The sequence below is a fragment of the Lentzea sp. NPDC037011 genome (genome assembly GCF_055607425.1).
In genome coordinates this window covers 737,961-753,520 of the sequence record NZ_JBVJRT010000005.1, presented here as the reverse complement: position 1 = coordinate 753,520, position 15,560 = coordinate 737,961, and the positions used below count along the sequence as shown (strand labels likewise).

The 15,560-nt window shown below is 69.5% G+C and carries 9 protein-coding genes and 1 rRNA gene; 5 read left to right on the top strand and 5 right to left on the bottom strand.

Annotated features, from left to right (window positions below; all coding sequences use genetic code 11):
• The 3 genes from ACZ7CH_RS19150 to glnA form a co-directional block, all read right to left on the bottom strand.
• A 16S ribosomal RNA gene (locus ACZ7CH_RS19150) occupies positions 1-1,103 on the bottom strand; the annotation flags it as partial.
• Positions 1,104-1,577: 474 nt separating this feature from the next.
• Complete coding sequence (locus ACZ7CH_RS19145) at positions 1,578-5,108, bottom strand: FkbM family methyltransferase (protein WP_470374444.1); 3,531 nt, start codon at positions 5,106-5,108, stop codon at positions 1,578-1,580.
• Between the two features lie 19 nt (positions 5,109-5,127).
• Entirely contained in the window at positions 5,128-6,471 is a 1,344-nt protein-coding gene (gene glnA, locus ACZ7CH_RS19140; protein WP_360386587.1) for a type I glutamate--ammonia ligase, read from the bottom strand.
• Positions 6,472-6,596: 125 nt separating this feature from the next.
• Here glnA and ACZ7CH_RS19135 point away from each other — a divergent pair, with 125 nt between their 5' ends.
• Both ACZ7CH_RS19135 and ACZ7CH_RS19130 read left to right on the top strand, forming a co-directional pair.
• Positions 6,597-7,148, top strand: coding sequence for an LppX_LprAFG lipoprotein (locus ACZ7CH_RS19135; protein WP_470374443.1), 552 nt, complete (start codon positions 6,597-6,599; stop codon positions 7,146-7,148).
• 1 nt (position 7,149) lies between these two features.
• A complete protein-coding gene (locus tag ACZ7CH_RS19130) occupies positions 7,150-8,661 on the top strand; it encodes an MFS transporter (protein WP_470369347.1) in 1,512 nt (503 codons plus the stop codon).
• Here ACZ7CH_RS19130 and ACZ7CH_RS19125 read toward each other — a convergent pair.
• Complete coding sequence (locus ACZ7CH_RS19125; protein WP_360386581.1) at positions 8,616-10,139, bottom strand: alpha/beta fold hydrolase; 1,524 nt, start codon at positions 10,137-10,139, stop codon at positions 8,616-8,618. The genes ACZ7CH_RS19130 and ACZ7CH_RS19125 overlap by 46 nt on opposite strands.
• Positions 10,136-11,701 (bottom strand): alpha/beta hydrolase, encoded by a 1,566-nt coding sequence (locus ACZ7CH_RS19120; protein ID WP_470374442.1) that lies wholly within the window; start codon positions 11,699-11,701, stop codon positions 10,136-10,138. The genes ACZ7CH_RS19125 and ACZ7CH_RS19120 overlap by 4 nt, the downstream gene beginning before the upstream one ends.
• A gap of 29 nt (positions 11,702-11,730) precedes the next feature.
• On the opposite strand from ACZ7CH_RS19120, the gene ACZ7CH_RS19115 reads away from it, so the two are divergent.
• The 3 genes from ACZ7CH_RS19115 (at position 11,731) to ACZ7CH_RS19105 (ending at position 15,553) form a co-directional block, all read left to right on the top strand.
• A complete protein-coding gene (locus ACZ7CH_RS19115; RefSeq protein WP_360386576.1) occupies positions 11,731-13,443 on the top strand; it encodes an NAD+ synthase in 1,713 nt (570 codons plus the stop codon).
• Positions 13,444-13,716: 273 nt separating this feature from the next.
• Positions 13,717-14,901: a sensor histidine kinase gene (locus ACZ7CH_RS19110; RefSeq protein ID WP_360386573.1), complete on the top strand. Its 1,185-nt coding sequence runs from the start codon at positions 13,717-13,719 to the stop codon at positions 14,899-14,901.
• 4 nt (positions 14,902-14,905) lie between these two features.
• Positions 14,906-15,553 (top strand): response regulator transcription factor, encoded by a 648-nt coding sequence (locus ACZ7CH_RS19105; protein ID WP_360386570.1) that lies wholly within the window; start codon positions 14,906-14,908, stop codon positions 15,551-15,553.
• Positions 15,554-15,560 lie beyond the last annotated feature (7 nt).

Sequence of the window (15,560 nt, the reverse complement as noted above, 5' to 3'; positions counted from 1 at the left end):
GCTGGCAACATGGAACGAGGGTTGCGCTCGTTGCGGGACTTAACCCAACATCTCACGACACGAGCTGACGACAGCCATGCACCACCTGTACACCGGCCACAAGGGGGCCAATATCTCTACTGGTTTCCAGTGCATGTCAAGCCCAGGTAAGGTTCTTCGCGTTGCATCGAATTAATCCACATGCTCCGCCGCTTGTGCGGGCCCCCGTCAATTCCTTTGAGTTTTAGCCTTGCGGCCGTACTCCCCAGGCGGGGTGCTTAATGCGTTAGCTGCGGCACGGAGGACGTGGAAGTCCCCCACACCTAGCACCCACCGTTTACGGCGTGGACTACCAGGGTATCTAATCCTGTTCGCTCCCCACGCTTTCGCTCCTCAGCGTCAGTATCGGCCCAGAGACCCGCCTTCGCCACCGGTGTTCCTCCTGATATCTGCGCATTTCACCGCTACACCAGGAATTCCAGTCTCCCCTGCCGAACTCAAGTCTGCCCGTATCGACCGCAGGCTCGGGGTTAAGCCCCAAGTTTTCACGGCCGACGCGACAAACCGCCTACGAGCTCTTTACGCCCAATAATTCCGGACAACGCTCGCACCCTACGTATTACCGCGGCTGCTGGCACGTAGTTAGCCGGTGCTTCTTCTGCAGGTACCGTCACTTGCGCTTCGTCCCTGCTGAAAGAGGTTTACAACCCGAAGGCCGTCATCCCTCACGCGGCGTCGCTGCATCAGGCTTTCGCCCATTGTGCAATATTCCCCACTGCTGCCTCCCGTAGGAGTCTGGGCCGTGTCTCAGTCCCAGTGTGGCCGGTCACCCTCTCAGGCCGGCTACCCGTCGTCGCCTTGGTAGGCCATTACCCCACCAACAAGCTGATAGGCCGCGGGTCCATCCCATACCGCCGGAACTTTCCACCAAGAATCATGCGATTCCAGGTCGTATCCGGTATTAGACCTCGTTTCCAAGGCTTATCCCAGAGTACAGGGCAGGTTACCCACGTGTTACTCACCCGTTCGCCGCTCGTGTACCCCGAAGGGCCTTACCGCTCGACTTGCATGTGTTAAGCACGCCGCCAGCGTTCGTCCTGAGCCAGGATCAAACTCTCCAATAAGGATTGTGTTGATCGCTCCAGACGGAATATGTCTGGCAATCTGGTCTAGCTACTCAAAGGAATACTCCTGACGAGGAGTATTCATATTACTGGCTGTGTTATCGGCACGCTGTTGAGTTCTCAAAGAACACGCGCTCACCGGGTCCATCTCCGTTTCCGGAGAGTTTCTCTCGGGGCTTGTGTTTGAAGCTTAGCCAGTTCGTTTTCGCTTTGTCAAATCGGCCGTTTCGGCTTCTTCGGTGCGGCGCAAACTCGCTTCGCATTCAATTTTGCTTGGTTCAGAAGTTATCCGACTGGCTTTTCCGGTGTCAAATCGGGGTCATTTTCAGATCCCGGACAGCACGGTAGGCCGTTCATTTACTTCTGGGGGTTTGACGCCGTGAAACTTTACCCGGCCCGATCCGCGGTGTCAACCGCTCGTTCCGGGGGTCTCGCTTGCGACCCGGAGAAAGTTACTCACCGGGGGCACCGGTGTCAAATCGCCTGGTCAGCGGGCTGCTTGATGGGCACGGACGGCGGTGGAGCGGCCGGCTTGGCGCCGATCGGACGCGGTCGCAGCCACAGCGTCACCGACCGCAGACCCTCCATCGCCCGCACGATCTGCTCGGGAGAGGCGGCCTGGCGGGTGGCCAGCGGCACCAGCTCGTACCCCCAGATGCCGAACTCCTTGAGGACCGTCACCGGATCGTCACCGAAGTCGGCGGTCGCGGTGGCGGAGAACTCGAGGAACACCTGCGGGCGGTCCCTGCGCAGCAACCGGACCAGGCCGGCCAGTGCGCGGTGACCACGACCGGGCGTGTCGACCCGGACGACCGAGAGCTTCATGCCCTGTGCGAGCGCGATCTCCTCGAGCTCCTTGTCGAGCCGGACCGCGCGGACCCGCGGGACGTCGTCACCGGCATCGGCCGGCAGCGGTGCCACCGACACCCCGCCGGTCAGCGTCGGCGCGGCGGCCAGCTCGCCCGTGCTCTCCCACGCGGCGCCCTCGATGACGGTCATCCGGTCGGCGACGGCGGCGGGCAGGTTCGCGGTGACGTTGTGCCGCAGCAGGGCCGCGGCGCCCCTGTCGGGTTCGACGGCGACGACCGCGCCCATCAGGCCGAGGCGGGACAGCACCCTGATGGAGTGGTAGCCGACGTACGCGCCGACGTCGAGGAAGATCCCGTCCGGTTCGACGTGCGAGTCGAGCACCTCGGCGAGGTCCGGTTCCCACACGCCGTTGGACGACAGCAGCGGCAGCATGAACGCGTCGTCGGAGGGCAGCCGCAGCATGCCCGCGTCGCACAGCACCAGCGAGCTGCGCACCCCGGGCACGTCGGAGGAGGTCTCGTGCTGGCGCACCACGACCCGGCGGAGCGCGTCGGCGGTCTGCTGGGCCTGGTGGGCGGCGCGGACGGCGGCGTCGAGGCGGGTGTCGCGTTCGCGGAACACCTCGACGACGCGCGATTCGAGGGTGTCGATCCGGTCGAGCGTGCGGTCGAGTGCGACGGTGAGCTTGTCGATCCGGTCGGCGAGCACGTCGGTCGTCTTCGCGCGCTTGGCCGCCTCGGCGACGACGGCGTCCTCGATCTCGCGCAGCCGGCGGCCTTGGCCGGCCATGTCGGCGCGGACGCGGACCACGCCGTCGTCGACGCCGACGAGCTGGTCGGTGAAGTGGGTCTGGCGGGCGGCGACCTGTTCGACCTCGGCGCGCAGCAGCTCCAGCTCGCCCGCGCCGACGCCGGTGCGCAGCGCGTCCTGCCGGTTGACCAGCTCGGACACGGTGCGTTCGACGCCGTCGACGAGGGTGTGGAGCACCTCGCGCATGTGGTTGTCGTAGTGGTCCAGCGCGCGCAGCACGACCTTGCGCAGCGCGGGAGCCATGGGCGTTCGGTGTGCGGATCCCACGTCGGGCTGGCGCAGCAACGCGTGCTTGGCCGACTGGAGTGCGAGCAGCGGGTCGACCTCGGGGCGCGGCTTGGGCCGGCGGGCCCGCCAGCCGCGGTAGGAGTGCTCGACGCGTTCGCGCAGCAGTTCGCCGACGCGTGCGACGGACCGCACGGACAGGACGTGGTCGCGTGCGGCCTGGCCGAGGGCGGCGGCCGTGCCGAGGTCGTCGGCCAGTGACCGCATCAGCTTCGCGGCGGCCTGGACGTCGGGTTCTGCGCCCTGGTGGCACGGCACGAGCACGGCGGTCTTGCCGAACAGCTCGGCCACCCCGCCGTGGTCGGAGGCGAGCACGGGGATGCCGCGGACGGCGAGCTCGGCCAGGCGCAGTGCGATCCGGTCGTCGGCGCCGCCGCGGTGCAGCGACACCACGACGTCGGCGGTCTGGCACACGTCGAAGTCCTCGACCAGGGCGATCCGCTGGTCGGAGGCGGTGGCGAGACGCAGCCGCTCGGCGGCCTCGGGGTGGTCGTACGCACCGGAGACCGCGACCTGCAGCGTCACGTCGGTGCGGTCGGGGAACGCGCTGAGGAACGCCGACACGGCGCCGAGGACGTTGCCGGGCCGGTCGAGCGCGTGGTCCGCGATGGCCGCGAACACCACCACCGAGCCGGCCTCGTGGTCACGTGCGCCCACGTCGTGCACGGGTACCGGGACCACGCGGACGATCGGGCCGCCGATGCGTTCCGCGGCGGCGCGTGACGACTCGGACGACACCCACAGCTCGTTCACGCCGACGCGGTCGTCGGCCGCGGAGGCGTCCAGGGCGATGTCGACGACGAACCGCCCGTCGGGGACCTCGACGTCGTCGGAGGTGCGCACGACGACCGGGTAGGCGGCGGAGTCGGACACGGGCAGTCCGGACGCCCGTGCGGCGGCCAGCACGCGTTCGGTCACCGGGCCGTTGCCGACGATCGAGACGCCGAGCTGGTCCAGCAGCGCCGGGCCTTCTGACCGCGGCTGGGGCACGGCGGGCACGGGCAGCCGCCCGGAGGCGACGCCGGCACCGGCGCACCACTCGCGCCAGTCCTCGAAGTCGGCGCCGAAGGGTGCGGGGAACTGCTGTTGCAGCGCGGGGTCCGCGCGCCAGACGGCGTCCGCCCAGCGGGTGCCGCCCTGCTCGGTCCGCTCGCACGCCCAGATGAGGAACCCGCCGCCGCCGTCCTCGCCGAACGCGGGCAGCGGCGTCGGTGCGGTGGCCCGGTAGTCGGCGCGCAGCTCGGACGGGATGACCGTGCCGTCGATGAGGGCCCCGAACCGGTAGGGCACGGGGGCGGTGGTCCACCCGCAGCGCACCAGCTCGGCGCGGTAGGCGGTGCACAGGTCGGCGACCAGGGGGTGTTCGGACAGCAGCACGCGCGGCCGTTCGACGAACTCCGCGGACAGCATCCACGGTCGCAGGGGGTCGAAGCCCGCGAAGTGCACGGTGAGCAGGTCCTCGCCGAGGACTTGGACGGTGCCGGCCTCGGAGCGGTGCAACGGCCGGTCGGCGACGTTCCACACGGACAGTCCGACCCGTGCGTCGCGCACGACGTGGTGCGGCACGATCGCGGGCATGTCGAGCGAGCCGAGGTAGGGCTCGGAGCCGGGGCCGACCGCGATGAAACCGGGGTCGAAGGCACCTGACTCGTGCAGCTCCCACGGCCCCGGTTGCAGGCCGTCGTCGGGCAGTGGTCGCAGGGTGCGCGGCAGCAGCACGACCGGTGCGGTGCGCAGCGCCTCCAGCACGAGCTTCGTGACCGACCCGAAGACCTGCACCCACGGGTCGAGGTAGAGCACCGGCATGCCCTGCGTCAGCAGCGCCTCCAGCAGCCGGGGCAGCATGGCGGCCTTCAGCTCGGCGGCGTCGCGCGCGGTGGCCAGCACGTGCAGCTCGACCTCGGAGACGCCGATCTCGAGCGGTGTGATGAGGCCGGGGCCTGCGTGCTCGGGCTGGGCGTCGACGATCAGCGCGACGAACCGGCCCTCGGGGTGTTCCGCGAGGAAGGAGCTGGACAGCACCTTCACCGCGGGCAGCTCCGCCGCCGTGGCGACCGTGCACGCGCAGATCGTCGGCTGGAACTCGGGTACCTCTGTCACGGAGAGCAACGTATCGGCCTCACAGCACGGGAAGAAGAGTGCGCAACTCGTACGGGGTGACGCTACGACGGTACGCGTCCCACTCCGTCCTCTTGTTGCGCAGGAAGAAGTCGTAGACGTGCTCGCCGAGCGCTTCGGGGAGCAGTTCCGAGTTCTCCATCTCGGTGAGCGCCTCGCCGAGGTTCTGCGGCAGGTTCGCGTAGCCCGCGGCACGGCGTTCGCGGTCGGTGAGCGACCACACGTCGTCCTCGGCGGGCGGCGGCAGCTCGTAGCCCTTCTCGATGCCCTTGAGGCCGGCGGCCAGGATCACCGAGTACGCCAGGTACGGGTTGCAGGCGGAGTCCAGCGTGCGGACCTCGACGCGGCGCGACGACGACTTGCCCGGCGAGTACATCGGCACGCGGACCAGCGCGGACCGGTTGGCGTGGCCCCAGCAGACCGCCGTGGGTGCCTCGCCGCCGACGATCAGGCGCTTGTAGGAGTTGACCCACTGGTTCGTGACGCCGGAGATCTCGCGCGCGTGCTTGAGGATGCCCGCGACGAACTGCTTGCCGATCTCGGAGAGCTGGTACGGGTCCTCTTCGTCGTAGAACGCGTTGCGGTCGCCCTCGAAGAGCGAGAAGTGCGTGTGCATGCCGGAGCCGGGCTGGTCCGAGAACGGCTTGGGCATGAACGAGGCGCGCACGGCCTGCGTGATCGCGACCTCCTTCACCACGTACCGGAACGTCATGACGTTGTCGGCCATGGTCAGGGCGTCGGCGTAGCGCAGGTCGATCTCCTGCTGGCCGGGTGCGCCCTCGTGGTGGCTGAACTCGACGGAGATGCCCATGGCCTCCAGCGCCTCGATGGCGTGGCGGCGGAAGTGCGTGGCGGTCTCGTGCGAGGTCTGGTCGAAGAAGCCGCCGTTGTCGGCGGGCTCGGGTTCGCTCCCGTCGCCGGGAAGGCCCTTGAGCAGGAAGAACTCGATCTCGGGGTGCACGTAGCAGGTGAAGCCGGCCTCGCTGGCCCTGGACAGGGTCCTGCGCAGCACGTGCCGCGGGTCGGCCCACGACGGGGAGCCGTCCGGCATGGTGATGTCGCAGAACATGCGCGCGGAGTAGTTGTTGCCCTCCGGCGTCTGCCAGGGCAGCACCTGGAACGTGGCGGGGTCCGGCTTCGCGACCATGTCCGACTCGTAGACGCGGGCGAAGCCCTCGATCGCGGAGCCGTCGAAGCCGATGCCCTCGCTGAAGGCGCCCTCGAGCTCGGCGGGTGCGACCGCCACGGACTTCAAGAAGCCGAGGACGTCGGTGAACCAGAGCCGGACGAACCGGATGTCGCGTTCCTCGAGCGTGCGGAGCACGAACTCCTGCTGGCGGTCCATAACGCGCAGCCTAAGGCCTGGGGGGACTCTACGATCAACGCATGTCCGCCCGTTGGTTGTCGGTTTGCTTACTCGCCCTGCTCACGAGCTGCACCTCAGGCGGGGATCTCCCCGATGGTGCGACTTTGCTCTCGAAGTCGGCGGAGTCGATGCGCTCGGTGTCGAGCGTCCACTTCTCCATCAAGGTGGACGGGGAGCTCCCGGACGTGCCGGTGAAGGACGCCGACGGCGACCTCACCGCGGCCGGGGACTCGAAGGGCAACGCGAAGGTGAACTTCGCCGGTCAGCTGTTGTCCATCGAGTACGTGCTCACCGGCGGCAACCTGCACTTCAAGGGCCCGACCGGTGGGTACACGAAGCTGCCCGCGGCGTTCGCGGGCCAGGTGTACGACCCGTCGGCGATCCTGAACCCGGACAAGGGCGTGGCGAGGGTCCTGTCGGCGGCGAAGGACCCGAAGACCAAGTCGGCCGGTGACGTGTCGGTGGTCGAGGCGACCGTGCCGAAGGACGTGGCCGCGGGCCTGGTGCCGGGGATGTCGTCGGACGTGAAGGCGACGTTCTCCGTCGACCAGGACTCGAAGCTGAAGAACGCGCTGTTCGAGCTGCCCGGCGGGCAGAAGGTCGACGTCGGCCTGACGGACTTCAACAAGCCCGTCACGGTGACGGCGCCCGCGTAACGTGCGCACAGCAGCCCTTGCCGCGTCCGGCGCGGCCGTGCTCCTCGGTGCGCTCGACGCGTACGTCGTCGTCGGCGTGCTCACGGACATCGTGCGCGACCTGGGCATCGCGGTGAACCAGCTGGAGCAGGCCACGCCGATCGTCACCGGGTACCTGCTCGGGTACGTGGCGGGCATGCCGTTGCTCGGGCAGCTGTCGGACCGGCTGGGGCGGCGGTTCGTGCTGCAGGTGTCGCTGCTCGGGTTCCTGGTGGGGTCCGTGGTGACGGCACTGGCCGCGGACGTGCCGGTGCTGGTGGCGGGACGCGTGGTGCAGGGACTGGCCGGTGGTGCGCTGCTGCCGGTGACGATGGCGCTGGTCGCGGACCTGTGGGAGGCCGGGAAGCGGTCGACGGCGCTCGGGACCGTGGGTGCGGCGCAGGAGCTGGGGTCGGTGCTCGGCACCCTCTACGGCATCGGTGTGGCCACGTTGTTCAACGCGATGCCGTTGTTCGAGGCGTGGGAGCCGCAGAGCTGGCGGTGGGTGTTCTGGGTGAACGTGCCGTTGGCGGTCATCGCGATGGTGGTCGTGCAACGGTCCGTGCCGGACACACGGCGTCCGGTTCGGATCGACGTCGTGGGCGGTGTGCTGCTCGCGGTGGCGTTGTCGCTGCTCGTCGTGGCCCTGTACAACCCGGCGCCCGCCGAGTCCGTGCTGCCCGCGTGGGGTTGGCCGGTGCTCGGTGCGGCAGTGGTGGTGTTGGCGGGCTTCTTCGTGTGGGAACGCCGTGCTGCCGTGCGGCTCATCGATCCCGAGGGTGTGCAGTGGCGGCCGTTCTGGGCGGTGCTCGGGGTGTCGCTGGCGGCCGGTGCGGCGTTGATGGTGACGCTGGTCGACGTGGAGCTGTTCGCGCAGACGGTGCTGCGGCGTGACTCCGCCGCCGCGGCGACCCTGCTGACGCGGTTCCTCGTCGCGTTGCCGGTCGGTGCGGTCCTGGGTGGACTGCTGGCCGGACGCGTCGGTGACCGGTGGGTGTCGTTCGCCGGTCTGGCGATCGCATCGGTGTCGTACGTGTTCATCGCGCAGTGGCCCGCGGAGGTGAGCGGGCTGGTGCTGACGCGGGACCTCGCGGTCGCCGGGTTCGGGCTGGGCCTGGTGATCGCGCCGCTGTCCGGTGCGGTGCTGCGGGTCGTGCCACCGGTGCGGCACGGGGTGGCGTCGGCGTTCGTCGTCGTCGCGCGCATGACGGGCATGCTCGTCGGCGTGGCGGCGTTGTCCGCGTGGGGACTGCACCGCTTCCGCGAGCTCACGGCAGACCTGGACACCCCGCTGCCGTTCGGGGTCGAGCCCGCCGAGTTCCAGCGGCGGTTCGCCGAGTACCAGCGCGCGCTCACCGAGGCGCTGCTCACCGAGTACCACGAGATCTTCCTGATCACGTCGGTGGTCTGCGCGCTCGGAGCGCTGGGATCGGTGTTCCTGCCCGCCCGTCAGCAGACCGGGTCGGTCTCGGGCAACCGCAGCTCCGCCAGGTAGTTCGTCGCCACCCCGTCCACGCAGCCGATACCGGCCAGGAACGCCGTGTGCTGGTTGCCGTTGTAGGTCAGCAGCCGCGCGCCCAGTGCGGCCGCGAGGTCCACACCGGACCGGTACGGCGTGGCCGGGTCACCGGTCGTGGAGATGACCAGCACCTGCGGCAGCCCGGTGACGTTCGGCGGATGCGGTTCCGAGGTGTGCGGGGCCGGCCAGAACGCGCACGGGCCGAGCGCCGTCTCGTCGGTGGGGACCGTGTCGTTGCCGAGCAGTTCCAGCAGCTTCCGGCGGTTGGACTCCAGGGTGGCGCGGTCCTTGATGGGCGGTTCGTCGACGCAGCGGATGGCCACGAACGCGTCCTGGATGCGGCTGTAGGTGCCGTCCGCGGCGCGGCCGAGGTACTGGTCGGCGAGCTGCAGCAGGGTGGTGCCGCGGTTGGTGCGCAGCTCCTGCAGGCCCTTGAGCGCGGTCTCCCACAGCCGGTCGCTGTACATCGCCTGGATGATGGCGGTGTTCGCGTCCGAGTGGGACAGCCTGCGGTCGCCGACCGGCAGCGGGGTCTTCTTGAGCGGCTCGATCAGCTGGCGGAACTTCGACTCCGCGGTGTTCGTGTCCCTCCCCAGGGGACAGTCGCGTTGCGCGCACCAACCGGCGAAGCGCTGGAACGACTCCTCGAAGCCCTGCGCCTGCCGTGCCGACGCGGCCACCCGGTCGGGGCTGACCTCCACGGCGCCGTCGAGCACCATCGCGCGCACGTTGCGCGGGTACATCTCGGCGTACAACGTGCCGATGCGCGTGCCGTAGGAGTAACCGAGGTAGGTCAGCTTCTTCTCGCCCAGCGCGGCCCGCAGCACGTCCAGGTCCCGTGCGACGTCACGGGTGCCGACGTTGCGCAGCAGGTCGATGCCGCTGCGCTGGGTGCACCGGTCGACGAAGAACTTGTTCTCCGACTCCGTCTGGCTCGCGTTCTCGCCCTTGGGGCGCAGGCGTTGCGCGTCCCGTTCCGCGTCGGTGAGGCACTGGACGCGGGGCTGGCTCGCCCCGACCCCGCGCGGGTCGAAGCCGACCACGTCGAACCGCTTGCCGACCGGGTTGTCCGGCTGCATGTTCGCGACGTGCGTCATGCCCGAACCACCCGGACCGCCGGGGTTCACCACGAGCGACCCGACCCGCCGCTGCTGTTCGGCGGCGGGCCGGCGTAAGAGCCCGATGGTGATGGTCCCGATGTCCGGCTTCTCGTAGTCGAGGGGGACCTGCAGCCGTGCGCACTGGATGCCTTCGCGCTCGAACAGGCCCTTGCTCTTCGCATCGGTCGCGTACGGCTGGCACGCGGCCCACGACAACGCCTGCGCGTAGAAGCGCTCGACGCCCTTGCGCGCGGCGACGGGACTGCCGTCGATGCGCGCGTAGGACGTGGAGGTGCCCAGCACGACTATCAGGGCGAACACGGCCGCGGTGATGCGGGACCGCCGTTTCGTCATGAGGCGCACCGGGTTCCGTCGGCGGGCAGGGTCAGGTCGACCAGGTACTTCACGCCGGCCGCGTCGACGCACGACTGGCCCTGCAGGAACACGGTGTGCTGGACGCCTTCATAGGTGAGCAGCCGCGAGTTGAGCGCCTTGGCCAGGTTCACGCCGGCCTCGTAGGGCGTGGCGGGGTCACCGGTCGTGGAGATGACCAGCAGCGGCGGGATGCCGTCGGCCGTGGGCGGGCCGGTGCGCGCGGTCACCGGGGCCGGCCAGAACGCGCACGAGTCGAGCGCCGCGCCCGGCGGGTTGCCGTCGTCGAGGAACGGCGCCGCGGCCTTGTACTGCCTGGCGGTCTCCAGCAGGGCGTTCTTGTCGGTCAGGCGCTGGTCGTCGACGCAGTGCACGGCGCTGAACGCGTCCGTGATGGTCGAGTAGCTGCCCTGGTCGTCGCGGTCGAAGTACGCGTCGGCGAGGCGCAGCAGCATCGTGCCCTTGTCGTTCTTCAGCTCGTTGAGCCCCTGCAGCAGCAGCGGCCACAGCTGCTCGGAGTACAACGCCTGGATGGTCGCGGTGACGGCGTCGTTGTAGGACAGCTTGCGGCTGCCCACGTCGACCGGTTTCTGGATCAACGGGGTCGTGAGCTGGCGAAAGCTCGTGTTGGCGTCCCCGGCCAGGGGACAGTTGTCCTCCGTCCGGCACCACTTGACGAACTCGTCGAACGCCTTCTGGAAGCCGGCACCCTGCGCGACCAGCGACTGGAGCTGGTCCTGGGTCGGGTCGACGGCACCGTCGAGGACGAGGGCGCGCACGTTCTGGGGGAAGGTCTCGGCGTACTCGGTACCGATGCGGGTGCCGTACGAGTAGCCGACGTAGCTCAGCTTCGCGTCGCCGAGCGCAGAGCGAAGGACATCCATGTCCTTAACTACGTCCCGCGTGCCCATGTTGGCGAGCATTGCCGCCCCGAATTTCGTCCCGGCCGCACACTTCTCGGCATACGTCCTGTTCTCCTGCTCCGTTTGGGCGATTCCGGCCGCAGAAGTGTCCGTGTCGAGGTCGAGCCGCTCCGCGTCGCGCTCGGCGTTGGACAGGCAGCGGACCGCCGGCTCGCTCGCCCCGATGCCCCGCGGGTCGAACCCGATCAGGTCGAACCGTTTCGCGAGCTCGGTCTTGCGGTAGTCACCCACCATGCCCGCGGCCGACGCCATGCCGGACGCGCCCGGCCCGCCGGGGTTGGTCAGCAGCGACCCGATCTTCTGACCGGTGGCCCGGTAGCGCAGGACGCCGATGGTGATCGTGTCGCCCTCGGGCTTGGCGTAGTCGAGCGGGACCTGCAGCCGGGTGCACTCGACGTCGCGCTTGGAGCCGTAGGCCTGCCGGCTGGTGCCGGTCGTGGCGAACGGCGCGCAGTCCTGCCAGGCGAGCTGCTGGCCGTAGTACTTCTCCAGTCCCGGCGGGACGGTGCCGGCCGGACCGGGCTTCTCGAAGGTCACGCCGGGCTTGGCGGTCCCTTCGAGGATCGAGGTGCAGGAGGCCAGAAGGGGAATGACGAGCAACACGCTCAAGAGACGGACCACAGTCCGATGGTATGGGAGATGATGAGGGCATGCCGCAGCTTCGCATCGCGCTCGCCCAGGTCAACGCCACTGTGGGCGACCTTTCCGGCAATGCCGCGCTGGTCGTGGAGTGGACGCGCAAGGCCCGCGAGGGCGGCGCCCACCTGGTGGTGTTCCCCGAGATGGTCCTGACCGGCTACCCGGTCGAGGACCTGGCGATCCGCACCTCGTTCGCACGGGCGTCCGCCGAGGCGCTGGAGGCGCTGGCGGTGTCACTGGACGACGCCGGGCTCGGCTCCGTGACCGCGGTCGTCGGCTACCTGGAACACGACTCCGTCGGCCCGCGCAACGCGGTGGGGGTGCTGCACGAGGGCCGGGTCGTGGCGCGGCAGTCGAAGCACCACCTGCCCAACTACGGCGTGTTCGACGAGCGCCGCTACTTCAAGCCCGGCTCGTCGCTCGACGTCGTGCGCGTCAACGGCGTCGAGGTCGGCATGGTGATCTGCGAAGACCTGTGGCAGGACGGCGGCCCGATCACCGCGCTGGGCGACGCCGGCGTGGACCTGGTCGTCTCCCCCAACGCCTCCCCGTACGAGCGCAAGAAGGACGACGCCCGGCTGCCCCTGGTGGTCCGCCGCGCGGCCGAGGCGGGCGCACCGCTCGCGTACTGCAACCTCGTCGGCGGCCAGGACGAGCTGGTGTTCGACGGCGACTCGATGGTCGTCGGCGCGGACGGCCAGCTGATCGGACGGGCACCGCAGTTCGTCGAGCACCTGATGCTGGTGGACTTCGACGTGCCTTCTTCGGCGTCCTACGAGCAGGGTCAGATCGGTGACTTCTACGTGCGCCGTGTGTTCATCTCGGACGCCGTCGCTCCTTACGAACCGCTGCCCGCACCGCGCGTGTTCGAGCCACTGTCCGATGAGGCCGAGGTGTGGCACGCGCTCGTGACCGGCCTGCGCGACTACGTGCACAAGAACGGCTTCCGCTCCGTTGTGCTCGGTCTGTCCGGTGGCATCGACTCTGCCGTGGTGGCCGCACTGGCCGTGGACGCCCTCGGCGCCGACTCCGTGTACGGCGTCTCGATGCCGTCGTCGTACTCATCGGAACACTCCCGTTCGGACGCTTCGGAGATGGCGGCGCGCACGGGCCTGCACTTCACCACGGAACCCATTGGCGAGATGGTGTCCGTGTACGTGTCGCAGCTGGGGCTGACGGGTCTCGCCGAGGAGAACATCCAGGCGCGTTGCCGCGGCATGCTGCTGATGGCGTTGTCGAACCAGCACGGGCACCTGGTGCTGGCGACCGGCAACAAGTCCGAGCTCGCGGTCGGCTACTCGACCATCTACGGCGACGCGGTCGGTGGTTACGCGCCGATCAAGGACGTGCTGAAGACCCTGGTCTGGGACCTGGCGCGGTGGCGCAACGCCGAAGCCGAGAAGCGCGGCGAGACCCCGCCCATCCCGGAGAACTCGATCTCCAAGCCGCCCTCGGCCGAGCTGCGGCCGGGTCAGGTCGACTCGGACTCGCTGCCGGACTACGCGGTGCTGGACGACCTGCTGGACGACTACGTCGAGGGCGACCGCGGGTACGACGACCTGCTGGCCGCCGGGTTCGAGCCGGAGCTGGTCGACCGGGTGCTGCGGATGGTGGACCGGGCGGAGTACAAGCGGCGGCAGTACCCGCCGGGCACGAAGATCTCGAACAAGGCATTCGGGCGGGATCGGCGGTTGCCGATCACGAACGGGTGGCGGGAGGGCTGAGGGCCGGGTTGGGCAGGGTTGGCCAGGCTGTGCTCGCCCTCCTGACCTCGACGGACAGTCCACTTCGTCACCCACCCGAGTGATCCTTGTCCTGATCCACGCCTGACCGCGTCTGTCTCATGTCCGGATCTCCCTCCTCCGACCCCCGCCGAAGGAGGAAGGGGCGCGGGGGTGGCGAGCGGTGCGGCCGAGAACCCGGGCAGGAGGGTGGAAACCGGGGAGTGGAGCCTGCTCTACCGCGACCGACGGGTCCGGGTGGCTACGTTTGGCCACATGAAACGGATCTGGGCAGCGGTGGTCTACCTGGCGACCGGGTTGCTGACGGCGATCGCCGCGTGGCTCGCGATCGGCGTGCTGCTGCTGTCGGTGGTGGTGCTGCCGTTGTTGCCGGTGACCGCGCCGTACATCCGCCGGATCGTGGACTTCGACCGGCGGCGGCTGGCCCGGTTCACCGGGGTGGAGGTGCCCGCGTCGGAACCGCTCGACGGGCCGTGGCTGCACCGGGCGCAGCGGGTGCTGGCGGACCCGGCGAGCCGGCGGGACGGGTTGTGGCTGGTGCTGCACGCGATGTTCGGCACGTTGTTCGGGTCCCTGGCGATCGGGGTTCCCGGGTCGTTGGTGCAGCAGCCGCTCGCGGTGGCGCTGTGGTCGGTGGTGCCGATGGAGAACTCGTTCGGCATGCGGATCGACTCGTGGGGCAAGGCGCTGCTGAGCATCCCGATCGGGCTCGTGCTCGCGCTGGCGCTGACGCAGTTGCCGCGGCTCGCCGAGGTGGACGCGCGGTGGGCGCGGGTGTTGCTGGCGCCGCCGCGGGCGACGTTGGAGAAGCGGCTGGCCGAGGTGGTCGCGACGCGGGCCGCGGCGTTGCAGGCGCACGGGGCCGAGCTGCGGCGGATCGAGCGGAACCTGCACGACGGCACGCAGAACAAGCTGGTCGGTGTGGTGATGATGCTGGGGATCGCGGAGCGGACGCTGCACCAGAACCCGCAGAACGCGCTGCAGGCGTTGCTGCGGGCCCAGGACGCGGCCGGCGACGCCCTGGAGGAGCTGCGCAACGTCGTGCGCAGCATCCACCCGCCGGTGCTGGAGGACCTGGGGCTCGACGGGGCGATCCAGGCGCTCGCGGCGCGGTGCCCGGTGCCGTGCCTGTTGCAGGCCGACCACCTCGGGCGGTTGCCGGCGGCGGTCGAGGCGGCGGCGTACTTCGCGGTGGCCGAGGCGCTGACCAACGTGGCCAAGCACAGCGGCGCGAACCACGCGTGGGTCAGCCTCGGGATGAACGGCGAGCGGCTCACGGTCGTGGTGCACGACGACGGCAAGGGAGGTGCTGACGAGAAGAAGGGCACCGGCCTGGACGGCATCCGCGGGCGGGTCGAGGCGCTGGACGGGACCGCGACGATGAGCAGTCCCGAGGGAGGCCCTACGGTTCTCACCGTCGAGTTGCCGACCGGGAAGTGACCACATGCGCATCGTGATCGCCGAAGACGACGCGTTGCTCCGCGAGGGGTTGACGTTGCTGCTGCGCAACGAGGGCCTCGACGTGGCCGCGGCGACGGACAACCCGGACGACTTCCTGGTCGCCGTCGCCGAGCACGAGCCGGACATCGCCGTGGTCGACGTGCGCATGCCGCCGACGTTCACCGACGAGGGACTCAGGGCCGCGGTCGAGGCGCGCGCACGGCACCCGAAGCTCGCCGTGCTGGTCCTCAGCGCGTGGGTGGAGCAGAGCTACGCCCACGAACTGCTGGCCGGCACCTCCGGCGGCGTCGGCTACCTGCTCAAGGAACGCGTGGGCCGGGTCGCGGACTTCCTCGAGTCGCTGCACCGCGTCGCGAACGGCGGCACGGCGCTGGACCCCGAGGTCGTGTCGCAGCTGCTGGTGCGCCGCAAGTCCGACGACGCGCTCAGCGGGCTGTCACCGCGCGAACGCGAGGTCCTCGGCCTGATGGCGGAGGGGTTGTCGAACGCGGCCATCGGCGAACGGCTCGTCGTCAGCCCGGGGGCCGTGCACAAGCACATCGGCAACATCTTCCTCAAGCTCGGCCTCAACACCGAGGACGGTGCGGGTGACCGACGCGTGCAGGCCGTGCTGGCGTACCTGGATCACTGAGGACGAG

Excerpts from the sequence above, each read along its gene's own strand:
- glnA (WP_360386587.1), bottom strand. The coding sequence starts at position 6,471 with ATGGACCGCCAGCAGGAGTTCGTGCTCCGCACGCTCGAGGAACGCGAC.
- ACZ7CH_RS19125 (WP_360386581.1), bottom strand. The coding sequence starts at position 10,139 with ATGACGAAACGGCGGTCCCGCATCACCGCGGCCGTGTTCGCCCTGATA.
- ACZ7CH_RS19115 (WP_360386576.1), top strand. The coding sequence starts at position 11,731 with ATGCCGCAGCTTCGCATCGCGCTCGCCCAGGTCAACGCCACTGTGGGC.
- ACZ7CH_RS19110 (WP_360386573.1), top strand. The coding sequence starts at position 13,717 with ATGAAACGGATCTGGGCAGCGGTGGTCTACCTGGCGACCGGGTTGCTG.
- ACZ7CH_RS19105 (WP_360386570.1), top strand. The coding sequence starts at position 14,906 with ATGCGCATCGTGATCGCCGAAGACGACGCGTTGCTCCGCGAGGGGTTG.